General features: G+C 68.8%; 11 protein-coding genes. 10 read left to right on the top strand and 1 reads right to left on the bottom strand.

Annotation, left to right across the window (positions count from 1 at the left end; all coding sequences use genetic code 11):
- Positions 1-16: 16 nt before the first annotated feature.
- Positions 17-2,137: a phosphocholine-specific phospholipase C gene (locus tag ACW173_RS21010; protein ID WP_492082006.1), complete on the bottom strand. Its 2,121-nt coding sequence runs from the start codon at positions 2,135-2,137 to the stop codon at positions 17-19.
- A 185-nt stretch (positions 2,138-2,322) separates the two neighbouring features.
- On the opposite strand from ACW173_RS21010, the gene ACW173_RS21005 reads away from it, so the two are divergent.
- From ACW173_RS21005 to ACW173_RS20960, 10 genes are all read left to right on the top strand, one after another.
- Positions 2,323-3,042 carry a UTRA domain-containing protein gene (locus tag ACW173_RS21005; protein ID WP_492082005.1) on the top strand — a complete coding sequence of 240 codons (720 nt, stop codon included), beginning with the start codon at positions 2,323-2,325 and terminating at the stop codon, positions 3,040-3,042.
- A gap of 71 nt (positions 3,043-3,113) precedes the next feature.
- Positions 3,114-4,439 (top strand): DUF5690 family protein, encoded by a 1,326-nt coding sequence (locus tag ACW173_RS21000; protein ID WP_492082004.1) that lies wholly within the window; start codon positions 3,114-3,116, stop codon positions 4,437-4,439.
- A 2-nt stretch (positions 4,440-4,441) separates the two neighbouring features.
- Positions 4,442-5,572: a TIGR03364 family FAD-dependent oxidoreductase gene (locus ACW173_RS20995; protein WP_492082003.1), complete on the top strand. Its 1,131-nt coding sequence runs from the start codon at positions 4,442-4,444 to the stop codon at positions 5,570-5,572.
- Positions 5,569-6,378 (top strand): phosphonoacetaldehyde hydrolase, encoded by an 810-nt coding sequence (gene phnX, locus ACW173_RS20990; RefSeq protein WP_492082002.1) that lies wholly within the window; start codon positions 5,569-5,571, stop codon positions 6,376-6,378. The genes ACW173_RS20995 and phnX overlap by 4 nt, the downstream gene beginning before the upstream one ends.
- A gap of 238 nt (positions 6,379-6,616) precedes the next feature.
- Positions 6,617-9,403 carry a TonB-dependent receptor gene (locus tag ACW173_RS20985; RefSeq protein ID WP_492082001.1) on the top strand — a complete coding sequence of 929 codons (2,787 nt, stop codon included), beginning with the start codon at positions 6,617-6,619 and terminating at the stop codon, positions 9,401-9,403.
- 70 nt (positions 9,404-9,473) lie between these two features.
- On the top strand, positions 9,474-10,112 hold the full coding sequence (locus tag ACW173_RS20980) for a sulfotransferase family 2 domain-containing protein (RefSeq protein ID WP_492082000.1): 639 nt from the start codon (positions 9,474-9,476) through the stop codon (positions 10,110-10,112).
- Positions 10,109-10,702, top strand: coding sequence for an aspartyl/asparaginyl beta-hydroxylase domain-containing protein (locus ACW173_RS20975; protein ID WP_492081999.1), 594 nt, complete (start codon positions 10,109-10,111; stop codon positions 10,700-10,702). The genes ACW173_RS20980 and ACW173_RS20975 overlap by 4 nt, the downstream gene beginning before the upstream one ends.
- Entirely contained in the window at positions 10,699-12,597 is a 1,899-nt protein-coding gene (locus ACW173_RS20970; protein WP_492081998.1) for a tetratricopeptide repeat-containing sulfotransferase family protein, read from the top strand. The genes ACW173_RS20975 and ACW173_RS20970 overlap by 4 nt, the downstream gene beginning before the upstream one ends.
- 5 nt (positions 12,598-12,602) lie before the next feature.
- A complete protein-coding gene (locus ACW173_RS20965) occupies positions 12,603-13,550 on the top strand; it encodes an aspartyl/asparaginyl beta-hydroxylase domain-containing protein (protein ID WP_492081997.1) in 948 nt (315 codons plus the stop codon).
- Positions 13,551-13,765: 215 nt separating this feature from the next.
- Entirely contained in the window at positions 13,766-21,178 is a 7,413-nt protein-coding gene (locus ACW173_RS20960) for a hypothetical protein (RefSeq protein WP_492081996.1), read from the top strand.
- Positions 21,179-21,221: the final 43 nt, after the last annotated feature.

Genomic DNA, 21,221 nt, shown 5'->3' with positions numbered 1-21,221 from the left:
ATATCCGTAGGCTCTTCTAAAGACGCATCCGGCCGATGCCGGGATCGGTGCGGCTTGCGCGGCCGGTTTCCAGGTGGCCGGCCAGCCGCTGGGTGAATGAAGGATCATCGGCCAAGGTCAGTGTCAGGTCGTACCAGTGGTCGCTGCCGCGCAGGTCCCAGATCGAGCGGACGACACCCTTGGGCTTCAGCACGAGGCTTTGCCGGGCCTCGCCTTCGGCCAGCGGATAGGCCTCGGCCATGCTCAGGCTGGCCATGCCCGCGCCCACCAGGCTGACGACCAGGCGCGAACGGGCGTCGGCGGCGACGGTGACGAGCGGTTGGGCCTTGGAGGTGTCGCCCGCGAAGCGACGATAGAAGCCGTTTGGACCATGGACGGTAAGGTCGTAGGGACCAGGGCCGCGACCGGCCGTGTTCCAATGGCCGCCCGCGTATTTCTCGCCGGCCGCCAGGGTGAAACGCCACGGACCGTCGCGGTCGGTGTTGTCGAAGACCTGGAACACCGCGCCCGCGCGGCCGGCATTGACGAGGTCAATCCACAGCGCGCCGTTCTTCACGCGTGCGTCGGCCGAGATCGCGTAGGGCAGGGCGCGGGCGCCGCGCTGCGGGCCGTCCTGGGCTGACGGGCTCTGCGTTTTCGGGATCTTCAGGGTCGGCGCGGCCTTGGAACGAGCGACGCGCTGCATGTAGTCGGCGGTGGCCGGCAGGGTCAGGGCCGTCCAGTCCTGGTTGGGCGTGGCGAAGTCGAAGGCCGAGGTCAAGTCGCCGCAAACGGCGCGGCGCCAGTCGCTGATATTGTCCTCGCGCACCCCGAAACGCTTCTCCAGGAACTTGAGCGTCGAGGTGTGATCGAACACCTCCGAGCAGACGAACCCGCCCCGGCTCCAGGGCGAGACGACGATGGCCGGCACACGGATGCCCAGGCCCAGCGCATGGGCGCCCTTGTTGGCCGCCTTGGCGTCGTCGCCATAGTCCTTGATCTCGCCGGCCACCGACACCGAGCTCCAGCCCTGCTCGGCGGTCAGCGGCGGCATCGGCGGCTGCATGTGGTCGTAGAAGCCGCCGGCCTCGTCGTAATTGACGATGAAGACGGTCTTGGCGAACACCTCGGGATGGTCGACCAGGGCCTTGATCAGCTCGGCGCAGACATGCTCGCCCTTCGAGGGCTCGGCCGAGGGATGCTCCGACAGGTCGGCGGCGGTGACGATCCACGACACCTGCGGCAGGCGGTCGGCGGCGACATCGGCGCGGAAGGCCTCTGCCAGTTGCACCCCGTCCGAGCGAGTGCGGTCAGCGCCCGGCTTGCCTTCGCCCACCCAGGAACGGCCGCGCGCGTAGAGCTCCGAGTCCTTTGCGCACGGGCGGAAATTCTTGAACACCGACAGGATGTTGTCGCCGAAGTTGTCGTACTCCTGGTAGACCTTCCAGCTGATCCCGGCCGCCTGCAGGCGCTCGGCATAGGTCGTCCAGTCGTGCGGCCCGTTGGCCATGACCTTGTCGGTGGCCATATCGGCGCTGGGGGTCTCGTCCTCGCCGTAGTTGCTCATCTCCGGATCGCCGCCGACCTTGCCGCCGCCATTGCAGCCGGTCCACAGGTGCAGGCGGTTTGGATAGGTCTGGGTCAGGGTCGAGCAGTGATAAGCGTCGCAGACCGTGAAGGCGCTGGCCAGGGCGTGGTAGAACGGCAGGTCCGAGGCCTTGTAGTAGACCATCCGCTTGTGTAGCTCGCCTGTATGACCCCACTGGTCGTAGCGGCCGCCGTTGACGATGGTGATGGCCGCCTGGTGGCCCTGGTCAGCCCCGTCGACCGTGTAGGCGTTGGTCACCGAGGCGTCGCCGTGGAACGGGGCGACGAATCCGTCCGGATGCTCCCGGCTGGGCTGGCGCCAGACCGAGCCGCCGCCGGGCAGACGCTGCGGGCGTGGATCGCCCAGGCCGCGCACGCCGTTCAGGGCCCCAAAGTAATGGTCGAACGACCGGTTCTCCTGCATGAAGATCACGACGTGCTCGACGTCCATGATCGTGCCGGTGCGATGGTGGGCGGGGATGGCCAAGGCCTTGGCGACCGTCGCCGGCAACAGGCCGACGGCGCTGGCCGTGGCGGCGGCGCGCAGGAAAGAGCGGCGGTCGGTCGTCATCGGCACATCTCCCATGATCCAGATTTGGTATAGACCAGAATGCGCGGGGCGTCGGCGAAACTTTCGTGACGCCTTCGGGCGTCGTCGGAGCGGCGCACTCGAGGTTCGATGCGGTTCCTTGACCCTAAGGGGACAGCCTCCCATCCTCGCGCCAGGCGGGATTCGACCGCTGTTCAGGTCGTCCGATGCAGCAGCCCGACAGTCTTCAGTATCTTGGCGTGCGTGACGACATCGCCGCGCGCATCGGCGGCGGTGAGTTCAAACCGGGCGAGCGGCTGCCGTCCGAGCGCCAGCTGCAGGCCGGCGGCGGCGTCGCCCGCGGCACCGTCCGCGAAGCCCTGTTTCAGCTCGAGGCCGAGGGGATCATCTACCGCAAGGACCGCAGCGGCTGGTACGTTTCTCCGCCGCCGGTCGTCTATGACCCGACCCGCTGGGAAGGGTTCATGTCCTATGTCGAGGCCCAGGGGCGCCGTCCCGAGACCGAGACGCTGAGCAAGGTCGAGATCGCCGCGGACGGCGTGCTCTCCCAGATCTTCTCGCGTCCGGTCGGCGCGCCGCTTTACTGGATCCGTCGTCGGCGCTCCATCGATGGTCGGGCGGTGCTGATCGAAAGCATCATCGTCGACGCGTCCCGGGCGCCGGGCCTGATCGAGCACGATCTCAACGGCTCGCTGACCAGTGTGCTGAAGTCGGTCTACGGGATCGGTGTCGCCCGCAACAAGGTCGATATGCGGCCCTGCGCCCTGACCCGCGACGAGGCCGAGGCCCTGCGGGTCAAGTCGGGCCTGCCAGGTCTCAGCCTCGTGCGTGTCTGCTACGACGCCCAAGGCAATGTGGTCGAGTTCGACCGAGAATACTGGCGTCACGACGCCCTGACGGTCAGCGTCGACATCCGGGTCCGCTAAGTCTGAGCCGCCGTCATCGAGACGACATCTCCGTGGTATAGACCAAAACGCTCCAATTGAGGGGCGTTCCCATGATAACTGGTCCTCGGCGCTGGCTGGAGCGGGCCAATCCGCTGGCCTTCACCCTGTTCGCGGGCCTGGCCGGCTTCTGCGCCTATTTCTCGATGTACGCCTTCCGCAAGCCGTTCGCGGCGGCCACCTTCGGGACGGTCGAGGGCTGGAGCTTCGCGGTCGACTACAAGATCGCCCTGGTCCTGGCCCAGGTCGCCGGTTACGCCCTCTCCAAGATGATCGGGGTCAAGGTGATCTCCGAGATCGCGCCCCGGCATCGCGGCGTCGCCATCCTGGGCTTGATCGGCGTCTCGTGGGTGGCGCTGCTGGCCTTCGCGGTGATCCCCGCGCCCTGGAACGTCGCGGCGCTCTTCTTGAACGGTCTGCCGCTGGGCATGATCTGGGGGCTGGTGTTCGGTTTCATGGAAGGCCGCCGCACCTCCGAGGTGCTGGGCGCCATCCTCTGCGCCAGCTTCATCCTGTCGTCGGGCGTCGTGAAGTCGGTTGGCAAGTGGCTGATGGTCGACCTGCATGTGTCGCCGTTCTGGATGCCGGCCGCCACCGGGGCGATCTTCATGCCGCTGCTGGCCGTCTCGGTCTGGGCCCTGGCGCAGATGCCGCCTCCCAGCGCCGCCGACGAGGCCGCCCGCGTGCGCCGCCAGCCAATGGACCTGGCCCAGCGCCGCGCCTTCCTGGCGACCTACGCGCCGGGGATCGTGCTGCTGGTCCTGGCCTACATCCTGCTGACGGCCCTGCGCGACTTCCGCGACAACTTCGCCGCCGAGATCTGGACCGCGCTGGGCTTCGGCGAGGCCTCGGGCGTCTTCACCGCCAGCGAGCTGCCGGTGGCGGTGGTCTCCCTGGCCGTGATGGGCGCGGTGATGCTGGTGCGCGACAACCTGCGGGCCCTGCTGGTCATGCACGGCGTCATCCTGGCCGGCTTCCTGGTGCTGGGCGGTTCGACCCTGGCGTTCCAGGCCCACATGATGTCGCCGCTGACCTGGATGGTCCTGACGGGCGCGGGGCTCTACATGGCCTACACCCCGTTCAACGCCATGCTGTTCGACCGCATGATCGCCTTCAGCGGCCGGGTCGGCACGGCGGGCTTCCTGATCTATGTCGCCGACGCTTCGGGTTACCTGGGCAGCGTGGCCCTGCTGCTCTGGCGCAACTTCGCCATGGTCGATCTCGACTGGCTGGGTTTCTTCGTCAACAGCGCCTATGCGACCAGCGCCATCGGCGCGGTCTGCACGATTCTGGCGGGGCTATACTTCTTGGGTCGCCGAGCGCCGTCGACGAGCGGGCAGGGCGCGACGGCGTTCCCGGCCCAGATGGTCGAGCCCTGACCGTGGAAACGCAATTCGATCTCGCCGTCGTCGGCGCCGGCATTGTGGGGCTGGCCCATGCCCTGGCCGCCGCGCGCCTCGGCAAGCGTGTCATCGTCATAGACCGCGACGCCCAGGCCAATGGCGCCTCGGTGCGCAACTTCGGCTTCGTGACCGTCACGGGCCAGGCGCGCGGCGAGGTCTGGCGGCGCGCGCGGCGCTCGGCCCAGGTCTGGGACGAGGTCGCCGGCCAAGCCGGGATCGAGGTGGTGCAGCGCGGCTTGACCATGGTCGCCCGCCGCCCCGAGGCCAAGGCGGTGCTGGAGGCTTTTCTGAAAACCGAGATGGCCGAGGGATGCGCCTGGCGTGACGACTTGACCGGTCTCCTGCCGAATCCGGGCGAGGGGCTCGGGGCCCTGACCAGCACGGTCGACCTGCGTGTCGAGTCCCGCACCGCCATTCCGCGCCTGGCCGCCTGGCTGCAAGCCGCCCACGGCGTGACCTTCCTGCGCGGGGCGGCCGTTCGGGGCGTCGAAACCGGGCGGCTTGAGACCTCGGCGGGGCTGGTGCGCGCCGGCGCCATCGTGGTCTGCCCGGGCGATGACCTCGTCACCCTGTTTCCCGACAGCTTCGCCCGCGCCGATGTGACGCGCTGCAAGCTGCAGATGCTGCGCCTGGCCGCGCCAGGCTGGCGCATTCCCGCTCCAGTGATGTCCGACCTCGGCCTCGTTCGCTATCTCGGCTACGCGACCCTGCCGGAGGCGGCCGCCCTGCGCGAGCGGCTGGAGGCGGAGCAGGATGACCATCTGGAGCACGGCGTCCACCTGATCGTGGTGCAGAGCGCCGACGGCTCGCTGGTGGTCGGCGACAGTCACCACTACGCCGCCACGCCCGATCCTTTCGCCCGTGATGACGTCGACGCGCTGATCCTGGACGAGTTCGCCAAGGTGTTCGGTCAGGCCCCGCCGCCGGTGCTGGAGCGCTGGACCGGCACCTACGCCTCGGCCGCCGGCCACAGCTTGATCGAGGCGCCTCTGCCGGGCGTGCGCCTGGTGACGGTAACCAGCGGCGCTGGCGCCTCGACCGCCTTCGGCCTCGCCGAGGATGTGATCGCCGGCCTCTACGACCTGCCCCAACAGGGAGCCGCCGCATGACCAAGAGCGCCATCCAGGCTGTCGTGCTCGACTGGGCCGGCACCATGATCGACTTCGGTTGCCGCGCGCCGGTCGTGGCCCTGCGCGACGTGTTCGCCGAGGTGGGGATCAAGATCTCCGAAGCCGAGGCGCGGGCCGACATGGGCAAGGCCAAGCGTGACCACGTACGGGCGCTGCTGGCCATGCCGCGTATCGCCCGACACTGGGCGGAGCGTTATGGCGCGGCTTCGACCGAGCTCGATGTCGATCGACTGCACGACGCGGTTGAGCCCAAGATGCGCGCGGCCGCCCGCGACTGCGCCCAGTTGATCCCGGGCGCGGCGGAACTGTTCGCCGACCTGCGGGGGCGGGGCGTCAAGATCGGCTCCACCACGGGCTACACTCGGCCGATGATGGCTGACATCCTGCCGCTGGCGGCCGAGCAGGGCTACGCGCCCGACGTCGTGATCTGCGCCGGCGAGACGGCCGCGGGGCGACCGTCGCCGCTGATGATGTGGAAGGCCCTGGTCGAGCTGGGCGCCTGGCCGGCGCGGGCCTGCGTCAAGGTCGACGACGCCGTGGTCGGGATCGGCGAAGGGCTGGAGGTCGGCGCCTGGACGGTGGGGCTCTCGGCGTCCGGCAATGGCGTTGGGCTGGCCCAGGATGCGCTGGCGATCCTGCCTGCCGCCGAACGCGCCGCGCGCATCGAGGTTTCGGCCCAGGCGCTGCGTGAAGCCGGTGCGCACTATGTGGTCGAGAGCGTTGCCGATCTGCCAGCCGTGCTGGCGCGGATCGATGCGCGGATCGAGCACGGCGAGCGGCCCTGACCTCGGTCGACGATCAAGGAAAGTATTTTTGGTATAGTCCAAAAACTCGCCTAATCAGCGGGAGCAGCGGAACCACGCGATGGCGCGTGCGTCGCGGGACGTTCGCGAATTGAGCGTCTACGGACATATAGCGGCGAGGCGACAAAAAATATGCTGGCGAGCTGAACTGTCACGCGGGTGTCGCCGCAACCTGCTCTAAGCCGTCTGGTCCATACCAGTTGGGAGCAGGGGATCTCTCATGCCGAAGCAATACTCCGTTCCGGGCTTGCGCCCGAACTTCAAGGCCTTCTTGTTGGCCACCGTCGCGGCGCTGGCCGTCGGCGCCAGCCCGCGGCTCGCGCTCGCGCAGCAGGCCACCGGCGACGCGGTCGACGAGGTCGTCGTCACCGGCTACCGCAAGTCGCTCAGCGACGCGCGCGCCATCAAGCGGGACTCGGTCATCCAGAAGGACGCGATCGTCGCCGAAGACATGGCGAAGTTCCCGGAGCTGAACCTGGCCGAGTCGCTGCAACGCCTGCCGGGCGTGCAGATCAACCGCGAAGCCGGGGAAGGCCGTCGCATCTCGCTGCGGGGCCTGGGTCCCGACTTCGCCCGCGTGCAGTTGAACGGCATGGAAGTGCTGGGCAATGTCGACTCCGCCCAGGACAGCCGTGGCCAGCGCTCGCGCGACCGCGCCTTCGACTTCAACATCTTCGCCTCGGAACTGTTCTCGAAGGTCGAGGTCGAGAAGACCTTCGAAGCGGCCCAGAACGAGGGCGGCATGGCCGGCACGGTCGGCCTGTTCACCGGCAAGCCGTTCGACTACGCCACCGGCTCGAAGGGCGCCCTCTCGGTCAAGGTCGGCACCAACCAGTACACCAAGGACACGCAGCCGCGCGTCGCCGCGCTGTTCAGCCACAACTGGGACAACAAGTTCGGCGCGGCGGTGTCGGTCGCCTACTCCAAGCGCCGGACCACGGAGCAGGGCCACAACACCTACAACTACGACCAGCCCGATGCGTCGAGGCTGGCCGACATGGTCGCCGCGGGCCTGGACATCTCCAAGCTGAGCGCCGCCCAGCAGACCAAGTTCCTGTCCGGCGACCTGATCTTCGCCGACGGCAACCGCGTTTCGTCGTGGGACGCCAAGATGGAGCGCCTGGGCGTGACGGCGGCGCTGCAATGGCGCCCGGTCGACAACCTGCTGCTGACTCTGGACGCCCTGCACGGCCGGTTCACCACCCACCGCGATGAGCTGCACCTGGCCACCCGTCCGCTGAATTCGGACGGCTCCATCGCGTTCGACGCCCCGGCCGGCGGCGTCTGGCCAGCCGCGTTCCAGAAGGGCTCGGTGATCAACAACCTGGCCTGGGACGCCAACAATTACGTCACCATGACCGACGTCACGGGCACGACGTTCGGCAGCGAGCACCGCCGCTCGCTGAACAAGAACCGCTTCAACCAGCTGGCCCTGACCGGCAAGTGGGACGCGTCCGACCGCCTCTCGTTCGATGGCCATGTCGGCTACGAGAAGTCGACCTACAAGACGCCCTACGACGACAAGCTCTACATGCGCGCCAAGGGCAACCTGATCGCCAACTATGGCGCGGACGGCCAATCGGCGTCGTTCCAGTATCCGAACTGGGACGCGACCAACGCGGCGAACTACGCGATGGACTCGTTCTACTACCGCGGCTTCAATAATGAGTCGGAGCTGAAGGAAGGCGTGCTGAACGCGCGCTACGAGCTGAACGACGTGCTGACCCTGCGGGCCGGCGTCGCCTACCACCGCTTCCGCCAGGACGGCCAGGACCTGTTCTACGACGACAACGTCAATGGGACGCGGGCCAAGACGCGCGGCACCTCGGTTGGCGACATCACCTCGGTGTTCACCAACAAGTTCGGCTCGTGGCTGATCGGCGACTATGAAAAGGCCTTCGCCAAGTACAACGAGTACCACCGCTTCGGGCCCAACAAGGACGGGTCGGGGGGCGCGCTGCAAGACATCGAGAACGTCTACACGACCACGGAAGAGACCATCTCCGAGTACGTCCAGGCGGACTGGGACAGCGATCTCTTCGGCAAGCGCTTCCGCGGCAATATCGGCCTGCGCGGCTACCAGACCGACACTCACAGCACCGGCTGGATCCAGGGCGACAGCTACGCCTATCTGGGCACGACCGACGTGGAGGGCAGCTATGACGGCGTGCTGCCGGCCCTGAACACGGTGCTGGAGCTGACGCCTGAAGTCCTGGTGCGCTTCTCGGCCACCAAGAACCTGAACCGTCCGGGCCTGGGCTCGATGGCGGCCGAGGGCAGCGCCTTCCAGGACTCGGGCACGGGCAAGATCACCGCCTCGCGCGGCAATCCCAACCTCAAGCCCTACAAGGACACCACGCTGGACGTGTCCGTGGAGTACTATTTCGGCCAGGTGGGCCTGCTGTCGGTCAGCGTTTTCCAGAAGAATATCGAGAACTTCATCGGTTCGCTGACGCTGGAGAACGTGCCCTTCAGCCAGACGGGCGTTCCGTTCGGGACCATTCCGGGCGCGACGGCCAACACCATCGTCTCGGAATTCTCGATGCCGATCAACGTGGCTGGCAAGAAGAAGCTGACCGGCGTGGAACTGGCCGCCCAGACCCAGTTCTCGTTCCTGCCGGCCCCGTTCGACAAGCTGGGCGCGGTGGCGAACTACACCCATGTGGACGCCGACGAGGCGCTGACCGGCATCTCGCCGACCAGCTACAATGTCACGCTCTACTACGAGACCGACCGTTGGGGCTTGCGAGGTTCGCTGAGCCACCGCAATCGCTGGTACACCGGACACAGCGACGACGTGATGAGCGCCAGCACCCGCGGCTTCGAGGGCTCCACCTATGTGGACGCGGCGGCGTTCTACAAGATCACCGAGAAGCTCCAGCTGTCGCTGGATGCGATCAACCTGACCAACCAGAAGGATACGCAGTTCTGGGGTCAGAACCGCTACCTCTACAACCAGACCCAGAGCGGCTCGACCTACATGCTGGGGCTTAGCTACAAGTTCTGACATGAGCGCACGCTAGGCTGGGCGTCCGCTTCCTTCGGGAGGCGGGCGCCTTCGCCGTGTGTCCAGAAACATGATCGTTTCCCATAACCACCGTTTCATCTTCGCCGCGGTGCCCAAGACCGGCACCCATTCCGTGCGGCGAGCCCTGCGCGAGCACCTGGGCGACGGCGACGTCGAGCAGGTGGGGCTGTTCGTCAACAAGCGCTTCCCGTGGGACGAGCTGGCGTCGATCCAGCATGGTCACCTGTCGTTGCGGCAGGTGCGGCCCTACCTCGGCGAGGAGGCCTTCGACGCCTATTTCAAGTTCGCCTTCGTTCGCAACCCGTTCGATCGCTTCGTTTCGTACTGCGCCTTCATGCTGCGGGGCGGCGATGTCTTCGAGCGTCAACCGAGAGAGGCGATGCGCCACTTCATGTTCGCGGCGCCGCCCGAGCAGCACATCCTGTTCCAGCCACAGGCCTCCCTGCTGGTGGACGAGGACGGCGCGACCCTGCTGGCCGACATGGTCGGCCGCGTCGAGGACATGCAGGGTTCGTACGACGCGATCTGCGCGCGCCTCGGCATCGCCCGCCGTCCGCTCGACAAGGTCAACGGCACCCGGCGCGGGGACTATCGCCACTATTACGACCAAGCCTTGATCGACGGCGTGGCCGCCCGCTATGCCCAGGATCTGGACCTGTTCGGCTATACCTTCGAAGGCCTGAAATGAACGGGCCCTCCGCCAATCCGCGCAAGACCACGACCATTCGCGAGCTTGGCCCGGTTGGCGTCTCCGCTCTGCGCGACGCCGTGTCGGTGATCCCGGAAGAGGTCTGGGCGGCGGAGAATGCCGCCAAGCCGAACCGGTTCGAGGCGCTGGGCGCGACACGTCATATCGTCTTCCGCTTCATCGACAGTCCTCGTGACTGGCGCGGCTCGCATGATCGCCCGGCCTGGGCCCCTTGGCGCGAGCTGCTGGAGCCGGTGCTGGCCCAGGCCGTCCGCGACTACGGCTACGCACGCGGTGTGTTTCCCCGAGTGATGCTGGCCAGCATGCCGCCGGGCGGGGTGATCCATCCGCATATCGACGCCAATCCGGCGGCGAAGTGGCCGCACAAGATCCACGTGCCGATCACGACCAATCCTGACGTGGTGTCGTTCTTCGGCGGCGAGGAGCATCGCTTTCCGGTCGGCCAGGCGGTGGAGGTCAACAACCTCGGCCCGCACTGGGTGCGCAACGACGGCGCGACCGACCGCGTCCATCTGATCTTCGAATATTACGACGCCGACCAGCCGGATCCGGACTGGCTGGCGAGATGAGCGATCGCGACGCCCTGTTGCGGCAGGCCCAGGACCTGCGCACTGGCCAGCGCGTCCCGGACGCCTTGGTCACGCTGGCGCGGCTGGAGGCGTTGCATCCTCGGTTCAGTCGCCTTCATCAGGAGCGTGGACACTGTCACATCCTGATGCGCGATGGGCCGGCGGCGATACAGGCGTTGCACGAGGCCGTGCGCCTGAACCCGATGCTGCAGGCCAGCTGGGACATGCTTGAGCAACTCTATCGCCTGCGGGGCGACTCCGCCCAGGCGGCGACGGCGGCGGGACAGCTGGAGATCCTGAAGCAGCTGCCGCCGGCGGTGGTGGCGGCGCAAAGCCTGCTTGCCGATGGCGACTTGGAGCCGGCGGAAGGCGTCCTGCTGGGCTATCTGCGCCAGGACCATCTCAACGTCGGCGCGCTGCGTCTGCTGGCGCGGATCCGCCAGGCGCGGGAGGCCCTGGACGAGGCCGAGTCGTTGCTGGCGTCGGTGCTGGAGCACACACCGGACTACCACGCCGCTCGCTTCGACTACGCCATGGTGCTGTTGCGGCGCCAGAAGCCAGAACTGGCGCGCCAGCAGGCCGAGCGCCTGCTGGAGCACGAGCCCGACAACCGCGACTATCTCAAACAGTATGGCGCGGCCTGTATCGCCTTGGGCGACCACGAGCCGGTGATCGATCTTTATGAGCGTCTGCTAAAGCAGCCCTGTTCGGATGCGGAGGTCGCCGACCTGCGACTGTGGCGGGCCAATGCCTTGAAGGTCACGGGCCGACAGTCGGAAGCCGTCGCCGACTATCGAGCCTCCCTGGCGGCGCGGCCTGACAACGGCGTGGCGTGGTTCAGCCTCGCCAACCTCAAGACCTATCGCTTCGACGACGACGAGGTGGCGCGGATGCGTGCGGCGGAGACCCGCAACGCTCTGCAGGACATGGACCGCGTCTACCTGAACTTCGCCCTGGGCAAGGCGCTGGAGGATCGCGGCGACCACGAAGCCTCGTGGCGGTCGTATAAGCGCGGCAATGCGGTGCGAAAAAGCCTAGGTCGCTGGCGTCCGGACGTGGCGGAAGCCCGGGCCGCCCGGCTGAAGCAGGTCTTCACCGCCGAGGCCTTCGCGGAACGGGCAGGATGGGGCGTGGAGGATCCCGCCCCGATCTTCATCCTGGGCCTGCCGCGTTCGGGCTCGACCCTGATCGAGCAGATCCTGGCTTCCCATTCCCAGGTTGAAGGCACGCAGGAGTTGACGGAGATCGGTCGTTACGCCGGCGAACTGTGCGGCCGTGATCCGGACTGCGGCCTGCCGATGAATTTTGAGGCGCTGCTGCGCCTGACGGCCGGGGAGACGAGGGCGCTGGGTGAGCGGTTCCTGGCCGAGACCCGGACCTATCGCCGGCTGGGGCGGCCCTTCTTCATCGACAAGATGCCGAACAATTTCTGGCACATCGGCCTGATCCACCTGATCCTGCCCCGGGCCGTGATCATCGATGTCCGGCGCGAGCCGATGGCCTGCGGCTTCAGCAATCTCAAGCAGCTGTTTGGTACGACCAACCAGGAGTTCACCTACGGCGTCGAGGACATCGCCCGCTACTACCGGACCTATCTCGAGGTCATGCGGCACTGGGACGAGGTGCTGCCGGGGCGGGTGTCGCGGGTCTCGTACGAGGATGTGGTCGACGACCTCGACGGCGGCGTGCGGCGGATGTTGGCCCATTGCGGCCTGGACTTCGAGTCGGCCTGCCTGAGCTTCCACGAGACCCGCCGCAGCGTGCGCACGCCCAGCTCCGAACAGGTGCGCCAGCCTCTTGGCCGGGAGGGACTCACGCAGTGGGAGCGCTACGCGCCCTGGCTGGCGCCGCTGGGCGATGCGCTGGGCGACGCCCTGACCGGCTACAGGAGCTGAACCCGATGCGGCTGTCGCAACCGTTCTTCCAGCTGCCCGTGCTCTTCGACGTGGCGCGCTTGCAGGCCGAGGTCGCCGCCTTGCCCGACGAAGCCTGGGTCGCCCACCCGGACCAGGTCGCCGGTAACAGCGCCGCGCGGCTGATCAGCGCCAGTGGGGCTGAGGTCGATTCCGTGCACGGACAGATGCTGCCGACCCGCTGGCTGGAGGGCATGCCCTATGTTCAGCAGGTGCTGGCGGGCTTTGGCGTGGTGTGGAGCCGCTCGCGGCTGATGCGGCTGGCGCCGGGCGCGGGCGTGCCCGAGCACGCCGACATCAACTACCACTGGCACACGCGCGTGCGGCTGCACATCCCGGTCTTCACCCAATCGGCGGTGCGTTTCCACTGCGATGGAGAGGTCGTGCACATGGCCGCCGGCGAGGCCTGGATCTTCGACAACTGGCGGCGCCATCACGTGGAGAACAAGGCCAGCCAGGACCGCATCCATCTTGTCGCCGACACCACCGGCACGGCGGCGTTCTGGCGGCTGGCCCACGGACCCAGGCCGCCTCGGGAGCAATGGCGGACCGTGGGTTGGGAGCCGGGGCGTGGTTTCGATCTGCTGACCGAGGACGACCAGCGCTCGCCCGTGATGCCGGCGGCCGAGGTGCAGTGGCTGGTCGACGATCTGCGCGCGGAACTGGTGGTCGCCAGCGACACGGCCGAGGCCAGGGCGCGCGCGGCGCGGTTCGACAAGTTGCTGGAGAGCTTCGTGTTCGACTGGCGCCAGCTCTGCGCGCTGCACGGTGTCGGCGGACGTGGTCGCCCGGACTTTCTGCGGTTGGCGCGCGCCGTGCACCAGGCCGCGAGGCCGCTGGCCGAGGGTCTGATCATGCGCGCCAATGACGTCAGCGCCCTGCATGTGCTGGAAAATCGCGTGTTGCAACATCTGGTCGCGGACGAAGGTGCGTAGGCATCGATCGCCATAACGCCGACGAATCAATGATATACGGCCGCCTGTCGTTGGCGCGCCGGAGGTGGCCCTGGCGATCTGGCCGACCGATCGTTCGCGCGGACTTGTGACGGCGTTAATTCTCCCGTCACGGTTGTTAGCGCTTTATTATATTACGACGTTCGTCGAATTTCGGCGACGGCCCTTAGGGGTGAGCTTCTCGGGGGAGGGGGGCTTTGCAAAATTCAACGAGTCAAACCAAGGCGGGCGCCGACCGCCTGGCCAGCCTGACGTCGGCGCTTGCGCAGCTGAACGCGCGCATCCGCGCCGAAAGCGTCGATGTCGCCACCGCGATGGCGCTGCGGGAGCGGTTCCTACCTTCCCTGCCTTCGATCGACGCAACGCGGGAAATCATCCTGTCGCAGATTGGCCGTGGTTCGGGCCGGGTCTCGTCCGATACGCTGCTGATGCTGTACGGCGCCCTGGGCGAGCTGTCGCGCGCCTTGACCTCGCCCCTGCCGGAACAGACGGTAGTCCCGTTATCGCGTCAGGCCGATCGTCGCGCGCGGCAGCGCGCCGAGCAGCTGGACGCTAGCGCCCGCAAGATGCTGGGCTCCATCAGCAAGGCCCTCGCCGCCAGCACCGGCGCGGCGGCCCTGTTCGCCACGCCTGTCGCCGCCAGTATGTCGACCAATCCGGCGAACACCAATTTCTCGGTCCAGAACATGGCGGCCGCCCTGGCGCTGAAGCCCGCCGCGCCGGTCGTGTCCGTGAAGGACCAAGCCGGTAATGGCGGTGGCGGCGGCGCCTGGTCGGATGGCAAGCGGGGGGGCGACTCCGCCAACCTATCCCGCGACATCATCGATCCCGACCATACCATCATCGCCACCAGCGAGCCCGGCATTCTGATCAGCTCGCGCGCCGGCTATGGCGGCGGCGGCGGCGATGCGGGCCTCGGCGGTAGTGGCGGCGACGGCGGTTGGGGCGGGACCGGCGGCAGCGTGACCTTGAAGGCCGCGATCGACATCTCGACCAGCGGCGACGACGCGCACGGCATCGTGGCGATCAGCGCCGGCGGCGGCGGTGGCGGCGGTGGCGACTTCGCCGTGGGGGTCGGCTCGGCCGGCGATGGCGGACAGGGAGGCGCGGGCGGAGCGGTCAGCGTCACCCTAGGCGCCAACGGCATCGAGACGAACGGAAGCAACGCGGACGGCGTCTTCGCATCCAGCGTCGGCGGTCCGGGCGGCAACGCGGGCAGCTGCGATGTCGCGATCTGCGGCGGCAGCGGCGGCGGCAACAGCGCCATTGGCGGCGCGGTGTCGGTCTATACCGAGGCCGGCGCGTCGATCACCGTCAACGGCAAGTTCTCCAAGGGCATTCGCGCGGCGAGCCTGGGCGGCTTCGGCGGCAATGGCGGAGACTCCTATTTTTCGGCCGGCTACGCCTCGAACGGCGGCAGCGCCGGCGACGGCGGCCAGGTGTCGGTGACCAACAACGGCGCCATCACCACCAAAGGGATCAATGGCGACGCGATCTTCGCCCAGAGCGTCGGCGGCGGCGGGGGCGATGGCGGCGACACCGGCATCAGCCTGTTCTCGCTGGGCGGCGGCGGTTCGCACGGCGGCGCCGGCGGCTCGGTGCAGGTCACCAATGGCGCCACGGGCGTCATCGAGACCTGGAACGCCTATTCGCGCGGGATCCTGGCTCAGTCGATCGGCGGCAGCGGCGGCTCGGGCGGCTCGGCCTCCAGCCTGGTCTCGATCGGCGGCAATGGCAGTGGCACATCCAACGGCGGCGTGGTCACGGTGGACAACGCCGGCGCGATCACCACCCATGGCGAAGGCTCGCAGGCGATCTTCGCCGAAAGCATCGGTGGCGGCGGCGGTGACGGGGGCGGCGCGGCCGGCCTGGCGGCGGTCGGCGGCATCGGCGGCGGCGGCGGCGATTCCAAGAAGGTCACCGTCGGCAACACCGGTTCCCTGAAGACCAGCGGCGCGGACGCCTCGGCCATCTACGCTCAGAGCGTGGGCGGCGGCGGCGGCGACGGCGGCGGTACGGGCGGCATGATCTCGATCGGCGGCTCGGGCGGCGACGGCGGCAAGGGCGGCGTGGTCGACATCAGCAACAGCGGCGCGATCCGGACGGGCGGCGACCGCTCGATCGGCGTCTTCGCCCAGAGCGTGGGCGGCGGCGGCGGTAACGGCGGCGGCGCGGCCAGCTTCGGGGCCTTCCTGAACATTTCGGTCGGCGGCACCGGCGGCAAGGGCGGTGACGGCGACATCGTCACGGTCAATGCCGGCGCGGGCAGCGACATCCGCACGGCGGGCGAGCGCGCGGCCGCGATCTTCGCGCAGAGCGTGGGCGGCGGCGGCGGCAATGGCGGCTACGGCGCGGGCGCGGCGGTCGGGGCCTTCGGCGCGCTCAGCATCGCCGTCGGCGGCACGGGCGGCGACGGCGGCGACGGCAAGACCGTCACCGTCAACACGAGCGGCTACCTGGAAACGATCGGCGCGGACTCGCAAGGCGTCTTCGCGCAGAGCGTGGGCGGCAGCGGCGGCAATGGCGGCTTCGCGGTCGCGGCGGCGCTGGCGGGCGGCAAGGTCGCCGTGTCCGGCGCGGTGGCCGTGGGCGGCGCAGGGGCCGGAGCCGGTGACGGTGACCTGGTCAAGGCGAACAACAGCGCCAACATCAGCACGACCGGCGATCGTTCCAGCGGCTTGCACGCCCAGAGCGTGGGCGGCGGCGGTGGCCATGGTGGCTGGAGCGGCGCGATCGCGGGCGCGGGCGGCATCGTGGCCGGCGCGATCTCGGTCTCGGTCGGCGGCGCGGCCGGCGGCGGCGGCGACGGCGGCGTGGTCGACCTGACCAACACCGGCGATATTGGCGCCAAGGGCGCGGACTCCTACGGCATTCTCGCTCAGTCGGTGGGCGGTGGTGGCGGCACGGGCGGCTTCTCGGTCAGCGCGGCGATCGCCGGCGGCAAGACGGCGGGCGGCGCCAGCCTGGCCCTGGGCGGTTCCGGCGGCGACGGTGGCGACGCCAAGACCGTCACGGTCGACAGTAAAGGGACGATCCTGACCGGCGGCGACCGCGGGGTCGGCATCCTGGCCCAGAGCCTGGGCGGTGGCGGCGGCGCGGGCGGCTGGAGCGGCGGCCTCTCGGTCGGCGTGGGCCAAACGGCCGGCTCGGCCTCGGTCACGGTCGGCGGCACGGGCGGCAAGGGCGGCGACGGCTTCGTGGTCGGCGTCGACAGCGCGAGCGATATCGGCACTGGGGGCGACGGCGCCCACGGCATCTTCGCCCAGTCGGTGGGCGGCGGCGGCGGCGCGGGCGGCTTCAGCCTCTCGGGCGCATTGTCGGGAGGCAGCCAAAATAGCCTGGCCCTGAACGCCAGCGTCGGCGGCGCGGGCGGCGTGGGCGGCACGGGCAATGACGTCAAGGTCGAGGTCGCGGGCCTGACCCACACCACGGGCGACGGCTCGCACGGCGTCTTCGCTCAGAGCGTGGGCGGCGGTGGCGGCGATGGCGGCTGGGCCGGACGGCTGACCGGCGCGGTCGGCGCCAATAAGAGCATTACCCTGGGCGTCAGCCTGGGCGGGAAGGGCGGTTCCGGCGGCGCCAGCGGCGATGTCGAGGTCGACATCATCAACGAGATCCTGACCACCGGCGAGGCCTCGCACGGCGTGCTTGCCCAGTCAGTCGGCGGCGGCGGCGGCACGGGCGGCTTCACCGTCGCGGCCAATCTCGGCGCGACCAAGGCGATCAATGTCGGCCTGACGATGGGCGGCGGCGGCGGCGGCGCGGGCGAGGCCGGCGACGTCCACGTCACCACCACCAAGACCATCAACACCAAGGGCGATGGCTCCATCGGCGTCTTCGCCCAGAGCGTGGGCGGCGGCGGCGGGGCGGGCGGCTCGGCCGGCAACATCGCCATGTCGGGCAGCCAGTCCGTCAATGTCACCGCCAATATGGGCGGCTTCGGCGGCAACGGCACGACCGGCGGCGATGTCGAGGTGAAGAACAGCGGCGCCATCTGGACCGTCGGCGAGCTGTCGCACGGCATCCTGGCCCAGTCGGTGGGGGGCGGCGGCGGCCACGGCGGCATGACCGGGCTCGACTCGGACGACTGGGGCCAATACCTCGCCGGCGGCAGCGGTTCTGTCTCGTTCGGCGACCGCAGCCAGAACATCTCGATCGCCATGGGCGGCTCGGGCGGCAAGGGCAACGACGGCGGCGACGTCAAGGTCGTCAACTCGGGCGCCATGCGCACCGATGGTTCGCTCAGCCACGTGATCTATGCCCAGAGCGTGGGCGGCGGCGGCGGTGATGGCGGCGTCGCCACCTCGGTGTCCGGCGCGATGGGCGCGGGCAAGAACGGCGTCTATTCTATCGCCATGGGCGGCTTCGGCGGCACGGCGGGCGACGGCGGCAAGGTGACGGTCCAGAACACCGGCACGCTGGCCTCGAACGCCGACGGCAGCCATGGGGTCTTCGCCCAGAGCGTGGGCGGCGGCGGCGGCGCGGGCGGCGACGCTCGGGGCTTCGCCTTGGCCTTCTCGTCCTCGAAGTCGAAAGGCGCGACGTCGGTGTCCGTCTCGTTGGGCGGCTACGGCGGCGCGGCGGGTGACGGCGACGAGGTCACGGTCGACAACAAGGGCGGGATCTATACCGACGGCGCCCAGTCCTTCGGCATCCTGGCCCAGTCGGTCGGCGGCGGTGGCGGGGCCGGCGGCGTCGTGTCCACCGAAGGCGAAGAGATCCCCAACATCCTCGACCTGATCAACAAGGGCGAGGGCAAGGGCGCGCAGATCGCCATCGGCGGCAGCGGCGCGGCGGCCGGTGATGGCGGATTTGTCCGTGTACTGAACGATGGCGTCATTCACACGGTTGGCCAAGGCAGCCATGCCGTCTTCGCCCAGTCGGTGGGCGGCGGCGGCGGCCTGGGCGGCTCTGGCCTGGCAGGCGAGGTCAGCGTCGGCGGTCAAGGCGCGGCGGCCGGCGACGGCGGCGAGGTCTATGTCCAAAACAAGGGCTCGATCGTCACCGAAGGCAGTATGGCGCGCGGCATCTACGCCCAGTCGATCGGCGGCGGTGGCGGTGTCGGCGGCGCGACCGACGCGGAAAGCTACGACGAGGAACGCGGCGCCTATGCGGCGACCATGTCCACGGTCGGCAACCTGACGGCCACGGCCGAGTTCGTGAAGTCCCTGCAGGAGCCGGCTTTCGGCATCGGCATCGGCGGCATGGGCGGCGCGGCCGGCGACGGCGGCAAGGTCACGGTGATCAACGAAGGCAAGATCACCACCTCCGGCGTCAACGCCAACGGCATCTTCGCCCAGTCGGTGGGCGGCGGCGGCGGTCAGGGCGGCGAGGGCATCATGTCCGCCGTCGGCCAGGTGGTGTTCTCTGGCCTCGGCGGCTCGGCCGGCGACGGCGGCGAGGTGATCGTCACCAATAAGGGCGACATCACGACCTCCGGCGCGGGCGCCACGGGCATCTTCGCCCAGAGCGTCGGCGGCGGCGGCGGCCTGGCTGGCGACTATTCGCTTGGCCTGGCCTCGTGGGGCAACACCACGGCCTTCGGCGGCCAGAACTACAGCGACATCCTGGACCTGCAGCTGAACCCGATCCACGCCAACGGCGGGAACGGCGGCGACGTGACGGTGACCAACACGGGCAACATCACCGTCACCGGCACGGGCGCGGTGGGCATCTTCGCCCAGTCGGTGGGCGGCGGCGGCGGCCTGTTCGGCGGCAAGATGCTGCTGGGCTTCATCGGTTCGATGGAAGGCGTCGGCGAGGGCGGCAAGGTGACCGTCGTCCAGAACGGCAACGTCATCGTCGGTGGCAAGAACGGCATAGGCGCGGTCTTCCAGAGCGCCTCCAAGGACGGCAACGACGACATCACCGTCACCCTGAACGGCGACGTGAAGGGCGGCTCGGTCTACGGCATGGGCGTCCTGATGGACGGGGGCAAGAATAACACCCTGACCCTGAACGGCGTGACCTGGTCGGACTCCAAGCTGGCCATCACGGGCACGGGCGGCAACGACGCGGTCATCTCCAACAAGGGTCTGGTCGGCAATGTCGACCTGGGCTTGGGCGTCAACAGCGTCACCAACAACAGCAAGTCGTTCTTCGTCTCGCTGGACTATGTGAAGCTGAACGGCGGCAACCTGGTCAACCACGGCCTGCTCAGCCCCGGCGACGCCGGCGTGGTGCAGACGACGAACGTTCAGGGCGGCTTCATCCAGTCGGCCACCGGCAACATGCTGACCGATCTGGACTTGTTGCGCACCGGCAAGTCGGGCGAGATCGACCAACTGAAGCTGACCGGCTCGATCGATATCAAGGGCGCGTTCACGCTCAACATCCTGAACCCGGGCTACGCGCTGCCGGGCAGCCACACGGTGACCCTGCTGGATGGCTCGGGCACGCTGACCCAGTCGGGCGTGACGCTGAACAAGCCGATCTCGGCCGTGGCTGGCTTCGCCCTGGCCGCGACTAGCCAGGACCTGACCCTCAAATACGACATCGACTTCTCGCCGAACGGCCTGAACCGCAACCAGACGGCGCTGGGCGACCACGTCAACGCCATCCAGACGGCCGGCAGCTCGCCGACCTTCGCGCCGATCACGGCAGAGCTGTTCTACGTGCCGACCGTCAGCGATTTGGCGAAGGTCTATGACGGCTTCTCGCCGGAGACCTACGCCGCCCAGCAGACGGCGCAGATCTTCGCCAGCCAGCAGTTCGCGGACTCGATGTTCAGCTGCCCGCGGGCCAGCGAGGGCGTCGCCTTCTCCGAACGGGGGTGTATCTGGGTGAAGCCCTCGGCGCGTTGGCTGGAACTCAAGGGCAGCTCGGCGGCCATGGCCTATGACGAGAACTCGACCGGCCTGGCTGGCGGCTTCGAGGCGGCGGTCAGCGGCGACGGCGCCTGGCGCGTCGGCGGCGCCCTCTCGGCCGAGGATGTCGGCGGCGGCGTGAAGGGCCGCGTCAACGCCGATGGTCAACGCTACCAGGGCGGCCTTGTCGTCAAGCGCGACCCGGGCCAAGGCTTCGGCGTCGGGCTGGCGGTCCACGGCGGCCAGTCGGATATGAAGACGCGCCGCCTGGTTCCGCTCCCGGCTTCCCCCGCGCGCTTGGCCCGAGGCAAGCAGGACATGAGTTTCCTCGCCGCCAGCGGTCGCGCCTCGTATCGTTGGGGCTCGGACCGGGCCTATGTGAAGCCGATGGTCGAGGCCAGCGCGGTGAAGGTCGAGACCAAGGGCTTCACCGAAACCGGCGCCGGGGCGGTCAATCTGGTCGTGCCCGATCAGAAGGACACCTACGGCCGCGCCAGCTTCAAGGTCGAGGCGGGCGCCGAGTTCCAGGGCCGCGGCGCCGTCTACCGGCCCTATGGCCGGGTGGGCGCGACCTATTCGTCGGATGCCGAGAAGGCGCTGTTCGAGGCGGCCTTCCAGGGCGCTCCGGCCGCGGCGGCGAGTGGCTTCACGGTCAATCCGGGCCTGGACAAGACGACCTTCGACACCGAGCTGGGCGTGTCGGTCATCGGCTCCAAGGCCAGCGGCCGCCTGGCCTGGACCGGCCAGTTCGGCGACCGGACCCGGAACCAGACGCTGTCGCTGAAGATCGCGATCCCGTTCTAGGCACGAGGCGCGGGCGGCAGCGACGATGTTGCGCCGCGTCTAG

The sequence above is a fragment of the Caulobacter sp. ALps2 genome, from assembly GCF_058681635.1.
Note: the sequence above shows the minus strand (reverse complement) of the source record. Positions and strands in the feature narration are given on the sequence as shown.